Source organism: Pseudomonas sp. NBRC 111139 (assembly GCF_001753955.1).
GTDB classification, from domain to species: Bacteria; Pseudomonadota; Gammaproteobacteria; order Pseudomonadales; family Pseudomonadaceae; genus Aquipseudomonas; species Aquipseudomonas alloputida.
On record NZ_BCBP01000029.1, the window covers coordinates 109,144 to 116,172 of the forward strand.

6 protein-coding genes are annotated in these 7,029 nt (G+C 55.9%); all 6 read right to left on the reverse strand.

Annotated features, from left to right (window positions below; translation table 11 throughout):
- Window positions 1-660: 660 nt before the first annotated feature.
- Complete coding sequence (locus BJQ17_RS11395; protein WP_070096078.1) at window positions 661-1,506, reverse strand: IS3 family transposase; 846 nt, start codon at window positions 1,504-1,506, stop codon at window positions 661-663.
- Entirely contained in the window at window positions 1,503-1,862 is a 360-nt protein-coding gene (locus BJQ17_RS32085) for a transposase (protein WP_070096079.1), read from the reverse strand. The genes BJQ17_RS11395 and BJQ17_RS32085 overlap by 4 nt, the downstream gene beginning before the upstream one ends.
- Before the next feature lie 754 nt (window positions 1,863-2,616).
- Window positions 2,617-3,270, reverse strand: coding sequence for a hypothetical protein (locus BJQ17_RS11405; protein ID WP_070096080.1), 654 nt, complete (start codon window positions 3,268-3,270; stop codon window positions 2,617-2,619).
- Window positions 3,271-5,092: 1,822 nt separating this feature from the next.
- A complete protein-coding gene (locus tag BJQ17_RS11410) occupies window positions 5,093-5,521 on the reverse strand; it encodes a DUF6691 family protein (protein ID WP_004577360.1) in 429 nt (142 codons plus the stop codon).
- A 1-nt stretch (window position 5,522) separates the two neighbouring features.
- Window positions 5,523-5,960 carry a YeeE/YedE family protein gene (locus BJQ17_RS11415; RefSeq protein WP_004374607.1) on the reverse strand — a complete coding sequence of 146 codons (438 nt, stop codon included), beginning with the start codon at window positions 5,958-5,960 and terminating at the stop codon, window positions 5,523-5,525.
- Between the two features lie 232 nt (window positions 5,961-6,192).
- Window positions 6,193-7,029 (reverse strand): cation:proton antiporter (locus BJQ17_RS11420; protein ID WP_070096081.1); only part of this gene is annotated, 837 nt, incomplete at its 5' end.

The following is a 7,029-nucleotide window of genomic DNA, read 5'->3' on the forward strand; positions in this document are numbered from 1 at the left end:
AATGTTCAGGCTGCCGAAGGTTGGCTTCTAGATTCTGGCGTTTGCTGCGCGCTGCTCCGAAGCTCACAGCCGAGGGCCTTGCCGTAGGATATTTTGTGTCTATCGCACCTTCGGGCTCATAGAGACCGGCTAACGAGTATCACCATAGGAAATCGCCATTCGTCGAATCAATCTAACGAGGTATTTCGCCTCATCTAGAGTAATGGAAGGTTGCCTCGCCTAAGCTCTGGTCGACTTAAAGAGGTTATCCGCCCAACACATCCTCCCAGCATCTTTACCGCATTACCAAGCTCGAGATCGATCACTCCGATTCTTCTTCGAGGGTGAACCAAGCGGCCCAGTTAGCAGGAATTAAAATCATCGATCGCCATAATCGCTATCAGTCGGGGGGGACGAATAGAAGCCATACTGCGCAGTATTTATAAGTCCACAGCGAAGAACCCGCTGAGCCTACTTAGAGTGAGTTCTCTTTCAGATATTGAAACGATGACGGAAGAGAAATTTGTGCAGATCTTCCAAATAAGCTGCAAGCACACGCCACGTCGGCCGGTGTAGGCGGGCTAGACCTGTGCAGCGTTCTAAGTCCAACGCGGTCATACGCAGCTACCTGTGTGGGAGCCATGGTGATCTGGTCAAGTAATTTTGGACACCGGTTAAGGTTTATGCCGCTGCCCTGAGCTTTTCCTCCATGGCTATCGGCGTCTCGTAGCCGTTGTAGCTGTGGAGGCGCTTGAGGTTGTAGCGCATCAGATAAGCCTGGATATCCACTCGTGCCTGCGCTTCGGTCTCATAACCCTCCGTTGGCATCCATTCTGATTTCAACGCGCCGAAGAATCGCTCCATGGCGGCGTTATCCCAGCATTGGCCACGATGGCTCATGCTCTGGTTCAAGTTGTACTCATCGAGTGCCGCCCTGAATTTATGGCTGGTGTACTGACAACCCTGGTCTGAATGAAACATTACACCCGCCGGCCTGCCTCGCGATTCGGCAGCCATGCGCAGGGCGTTACAAGCCAAATTAGCGTCTGCAATCATTGAGAACGCCCAACCCACTACTCGACGGGCATAGAGGTCAATCACAGCGGCCAGGTACAACCAGCGCCTGCCAACCTGGATGTAGGTCACATCGCCACACCAAACCTCATTGATCGTCGAAACCTTGAAATTGCGCTTCAGCTGATTCTCCGCGATCAATGCTTCCGCCCCCGATGACCGGTACCGGTGCGGCCTGCGCTGCTTGCACTTCAGACCAGCTTCACGCATTAACCCGCGCACCTTGTATCGTCCGACTTCATGACCGTCTCGCCGCAGCTCCTGCACCAACGTTCGCGAGCCAGAGGCACTTCGCGAGGCGTTGAAGTGCTTGATTACCAACAGGCGCAGATCATCTCTGGCCGGGTCTTCACGCCCTTGCCGTTTGCGCCATGCATAGAAACTGCTGCGCTTGACCCCAAGCACGCGGCAGCAGTCGATAACAGGGTATTGCTCACTCAGCTCGTTGATCAGCGAGAACGATCTTTGGAGTCCCGAAGCAGAAGAGCACTGGCCTTTTTTAGGATTTCGATATCCCGATCTTTTTGCCGAACCAGCGCTTCGAGTTCTTCAATTCGTTGCTGCTCCGGCGTGATCGCTTTGGTTCCGGCCGGAACCTTGCCCGCTCTCTCTTCACGCACCTGCTCAACCCAACGACGGAGTGCCGTAGGCCCCAGCCCAAGGGCTGCGCAGACTTCAGGAACTGACTGGCCACCGTCCAGCACCATTTCGGCAGCTTGGACTTTGTATTCTCTTGAATAAGATTTACGCACTGATTTTGCCTCCAATTGGGCGCCATCATAGCGCCCGATGAAGGTGTCCAAAATCATTAGGCCAGTTCATGGTGCAAGCCAGCGGCTTAGCCGGTCATGAGGGAAGGGCGCCGACACCTCGAACCTATCGGACATTCAGGCTCGAAAAGGCCGGCTCTGAGCGAAGGGCACAGACGTGAGGAGATAAAAAACACGTCGCGTCGAGTACCCGGGAGGGAGGATTGGGTGCCGGGAAGCAAGCGCAGCGTATAGGCTGACGGATGGAAGCCGGGGGCGGCGAGGCGTCGTCGTCCGACGATGTCTCGATTCACGATAGCCGGGCCTAGAAGGGTACGCTCACGCTATCTGAACAAGAGTGTCAGCAGCAGGAATTTGTTGCTTCGCTAATGGAGGCGAATTACCGATATTACCGATATCATCTAGACGATCTCACCGTGGTGACTCTCATGCTGATCCAGCAATGGCTCGCGCCAGGGCTCCGTAATGGTATGAATGGATGAATGCCTGACATGTCTGGAATGAATCGAAGGCTTTTGAGTATGGATGAGGCAGGCTCCTCCAGCAACGAACAGGCTTCAGTCAGCGACATTCACGCCAGCCTTGCTCGCAGTGCCAAGCCGATCTGACGCCGATAAAAACTCACCCTTGTTTTACTTTCTGCCTTCCTCGCCGTTATCGACTGTCAACTCCGGGGCCCGGACAAGCGCGACGGTCAATCCTCTAAATTTATGTGAAGCCTGACGGATGGCTGGTGAATTGGACGCAGACGCTAAGTTTCCCAGCGCTTCTCTGGCTCTAACTAGGATTTTCCTTAAACCCTTGAGCCCAATCGCACCCTTGGAATTATCCGTGGGAAATATGGGTGAGGGCGGGCCAGCGGCTGTGAAGAATACCTAGCTATGATGAGGCCCATCTCAATTGCCTGAAAATCGTGGCTGCTCAACAGGCGCTTCAGATTGCGCAGAATCCAGGTCATTTCGGCATCCGTGATAGTTTCCCGGGTCTCGGGCTGCTTGAACACCAGGTGGGCTAGCGGTGCGTTGGCGACATTCAGCCGACTAGCCCCAACGTCCTGGAGATAAAAATTCAAGAACTGGGAGACGATTCTGATTTCACGCTTCCAGATATTTTCTTCGATCTCATTTTCAGAGCCGGTAATGCGGGACTCGTCAAATGGCAGCCAGGCTGGATTAATAGCCCATGCACGAAAATCACGTTGTGCATCTGGGATGAAGCGAGGCTGTCTGCTGGATGTGCACCAGCTCTCATCTGGCTTGGCGATGAAATCCGCGTAGTGTTCAAAGTCATCGCGTGTCCATTCGAACAGCGAGAGCTCGTTGGCGAAGCTCCAATTAAGCATCTTTTCGAGGGACATGGTGCAGGTGTGATAAAGCTGATGCGGTCTCTGAGGGTTCCAACTGAACGCCACCCAGTTGAGGTATCGGTGGGCGTACCAGGTATTCATGAACGGGTTGATACTTGGATCCAGCGCACTCAGTCGCTCGGCGACCGGGATGTTTACCGGGAGCTCGGTTTCTTGGCTTGGCCACCAATGGGAGTATGGGCAAAGATGGGAAATGGGATGAATGGCCGCATGGCTGGACTGTCAGCTGGCTATTATAGAAAGGTTATCTACTAGGTTTCGAGGCGAGCAAGGTCTGAGCGTGCTGAACGGAGGTTTGTGAAACTGCAGGGAGGCTGGAGGACGGGGAGCCATACGTAAGCGCTTGATTTTAAAAGAACGGGGTTTTGTGAAAATCTCAACGGGGTTAATGGAAACGGACACTGACCCTGGCTCCCTTACATAGAACATGATTTAACATAATACGCATTATGCATAACTGCGTATTAGTCACCGGTACCGCTGGGTGGGCAGATTTAAAGCCAGGTACATGACAGCTCAGGCGCCTTTCCAGCTGTGACAGTACACGGAAGCCTCTTACCCTAATCTCGAAAGTAAATCGACCTAGGCCGTTTTTTTGCCTCATTCCAATCCATCTTGCTGCTCGGATCGCTCTCACAGCCGCAGACCCATTCAACGCTTCTGTCCACCGATGCCATGGATACAAGGCGCTTCCTGGCGCGACGAGCCTCGTCATTAAGGTGTCGATTTACGTCTATGTGTTACTGCAGCCACGTAAACTGCGTTAAGCAACCGTGCCAGCGCCTTTGCTATTTCTGAAGACTTGCGAAGGCCGCGTATGCTTACTCATCGATGAAAACACAAGCATCGGCGCGAACTCCTTTTTCTGACCAGAGGTCGAACCTGTGAAATCAGAAGAAACTTTAAGCGCGATGGCCTCGAGTGACTGCGGTTGCGCTGTCAATTCTGTACGGTTCCGAACACGCAATATCGGTGAGATCTGTTTCAGGTAGCTCATCATTATCCAGGTGAAAATAAAGCATGAGATATTTGTAGAGCCGGGTTTTTCCAATCGCATTTGGCTCTGATTGGCACAGACGCCACGACCTTTCAATAGCCTAAATGCCCAGATCAATCCCAATAGACGCTTTCGCCTAACCTTGGCAACCCCTCAACCTAGAGCGGTTTACTCACTCAATAAACGATAAAATCGGTCAAAATCATCGCCCTGTACAGCTCTGTCTCAGTCAGTACACCCGTTAAATCTGCCTGGCGCGCGGGTGCACGCCAGCCATTCTGTATCCTCAAAGCCCAATTCCAGGCTACCTGAGCGCTTCAGTTTGCCACGAAGCTGTCCGATATCAGCGTGCGCCCGCAGCCCGATAACCCAGAAAACCTGAGATAAAGCCAGTCGGTTGCATTGTCGAGCAATAAATACCAAACTACCCTTCTTTTATGTAAGCGCGCGACCCAACTCGACTAAATGAATATTTAGTTGAGTTATACGCATAGCCTGTCTGGAAAGTGCCCTTCACGCTTCCCTCAATATCCGATAACTCTCAAGCCGGGATATTGTGTATTCCTCAGCGCCATTCTTTATTCAGGTTGTCCCATGTCATCGTTATCACCCTGTCTTCGAAAGTTACCGGTGCTTTCTGATGCTGAATTTCCAGCAGCTGACCGAAGAACAGCCGACGGTGCGAGCCTACCTGGCCTCCTTCCCCGCCCCCTAAACGTGGCCGAGGGCTACAGACGACTATGCAACTGGCCGCGCCCTCACCCGCCTTCAATGGGCGACTTTCGTCGGGATGGCAATGATAACGGGTGGTTCCATGTCGTCGGTAAGGGCAACGGGGTTGTCTCCTCTGCCCTCACCCAATGAAACCCACCCGCTGTTGTCTACGCGGCACGGCCGCAGCTTGCTTTACGCCTGGCGGCTTTTACTAAGCACTTCCAGCCCATTGAACAGCGCCATGCCGGCCAGCATCGCTGCCACAAACAGCCAGCCTTGCCAAAACCCGCCGGCCAGCAGCACCAGGGCCGGCCCTGGGCACACCCCGGCTAGCCCCCAGCCAATGCCGAAGATCAGGCTGCCACCCACTAGCCGTCGGTCAATGTCGCGCCGGGCAGGCAACTGCATCGCGCCGCCGAGCAAGGACACAGCGTGCTGACGCGCCCAAGCCATCGGCAGCAGTGCAACACCGATGGCGCCCACCATGACGAGTGCCAGTGACGGGTCCCACTGCCCCGCGAGGTCGAGAAACCCCAGTACCTTGGTGGGGTTTGCCATGCCCGACAGCAACAACCCCATGCCGAACAGCAACCCCGCGATGAATGCGCTGATCCGGGTCATTTCATGCTCCTGGGTAAAGGTGGCGAACCACGAAGACGGTGGCAAAGCCGGCCGCCATGAAGCACAACGTGGCCACCGCCGAGCGAGGGGACAGGCGAGAAAGGCCGCACACACCATGGCCACTGGTGCAGCCACTGCCATAGCGGGTACCCACGCCCACCAGAAGCCCTGCGACCATGAGCAACCAGGGGGCCGTACTGAAATGTACCGTGGGCATCGCCGAGAACGCTCGCCACACAAGTGGCGCCGCGATGATGCCCAGCAGAAACGACAGTTTCTCGCCACGCCCTTCTCCCGTGCGCTGCAATAGCGAGCCGAGCAAACCGCTGATACCGGCAATGCGCCCGTTCGCCACCACGAACAGCCCGGCGGCCAGGCCTATTAGTGCTCCGCCTGCCAGAGCCGACCACGGTGTGAAGGCAGCCATATCAACCAACATTTCAGTGCTCCCTATCCAACTGCAGAAATGAACCGGTTCCATCTTAACGCTGTGCCTGCACCGCTGGAATCCACCCCTTCGCGACGGCCCTTCGGGCCCATGGCCAGCCACGGGTCCAGATCAGCATGACCGCCCCAGCCAGCCACCAAGCCCATTTTCTTTGCTGGATGACTCCTGGTGCGCTTCTGCGCGTACATGCCTTGATGATACCGGTCGGTCTCCTGTCACACCCTCATTCTCGTGCGCTGCGCCCCAGCCGCCGCGCCCCCGGCAATGCACTCACGCCATGCAATACCACACTGAGCAGAACGCAAGCGATGGTGCACGCGATGATCGTGCCAGCCTCTTGCAACGGCGCATCCAGTATCAGTATCGCGAACACGATGGACGCGAGCCCACGGGGGCCGAACCAGCCGATGAACAAGCGGCTCTCGGCGCTGAGTGTGCTCCCCGCCAAGCTGAGCCAGACAGGCAGCATTCGCACCAGCGACAGGCTCGAAAGTGCGTAGAACCAGACGGAGGGTGCCATGATCTGCGAAGCCTTGGGCGCCACATAGGCGCCAAACACCACCCAGGTCAGCAGCGACAGCGCTTCACCGCACGACTCGCCGGTGACGATCAACGGCTGGGTTTCCCGTTTGAACAGGTAACCTGTCAGCAGCCCTGCGCAGAACGCGGCGATAAAACCGCTGCCCCCCAGTGCCTGAGCGCTGGCGAAGCTCAGTAATGCCAGCGCGGGCATCACCAGTTGCTGCCAGGCCTCGATCTGCAGGCAATGGCGTTGCGACAGGCGTAACAACCCGCCTACCAACAGCGCAAGCGCCGCCCCCGTGAGAACACCGATACCCAACTCCTCCAGGAAGAAGTAGCCCGCCAAGGCAAAAGGCATCGTCGAGTGAGCCTCCGTCAACAATGCCAGCAGCAAGAGTAGTACCGGCACGCAAACGCCGTCATTCAAGCCGCTTTCGACATTCAGGCTCTCGCGCACATCGGCCGGAACGTCGGGGTTGCTCACGACGGCCTTGCCGAGGGCGGCGTCGGTCGGGGCCAGTATCGTCGACAACAGCGC

Bases quoted from the DNA above. Each gene is read 5' to 3' on its own strand.
- BJQ17_RS11415 (WP_004374607.1), bottom strand. From the start codon at position 5,960: ATGTTGGTTGATATGGCTGCCTTCACACCGTGGTCGGCTCTGGCAGGC.
- BJQ17_RS32085 (WP_070096079.1), bottom strand. From the start codon at position 1,862: ATGATTTTGGACACCTTCATCGGGCGCTATGATGGCGCCCAATTGGAG.
- BJQ17_RS11410 (WP_004577360.1), bottom strand. From the start codon at position 5,521: ATGACCCGGATCAGCGCATTCATCGCGGGGTTGCTGTTCGGCATGGGG.
- BJQ17_RS11405 (WP_070096080.1), bottom strand. From the start codon at position 3,270: ATGAATACCTGGTACGCCCACCGATACCTCAACTGGGTGGCGTTCAGT.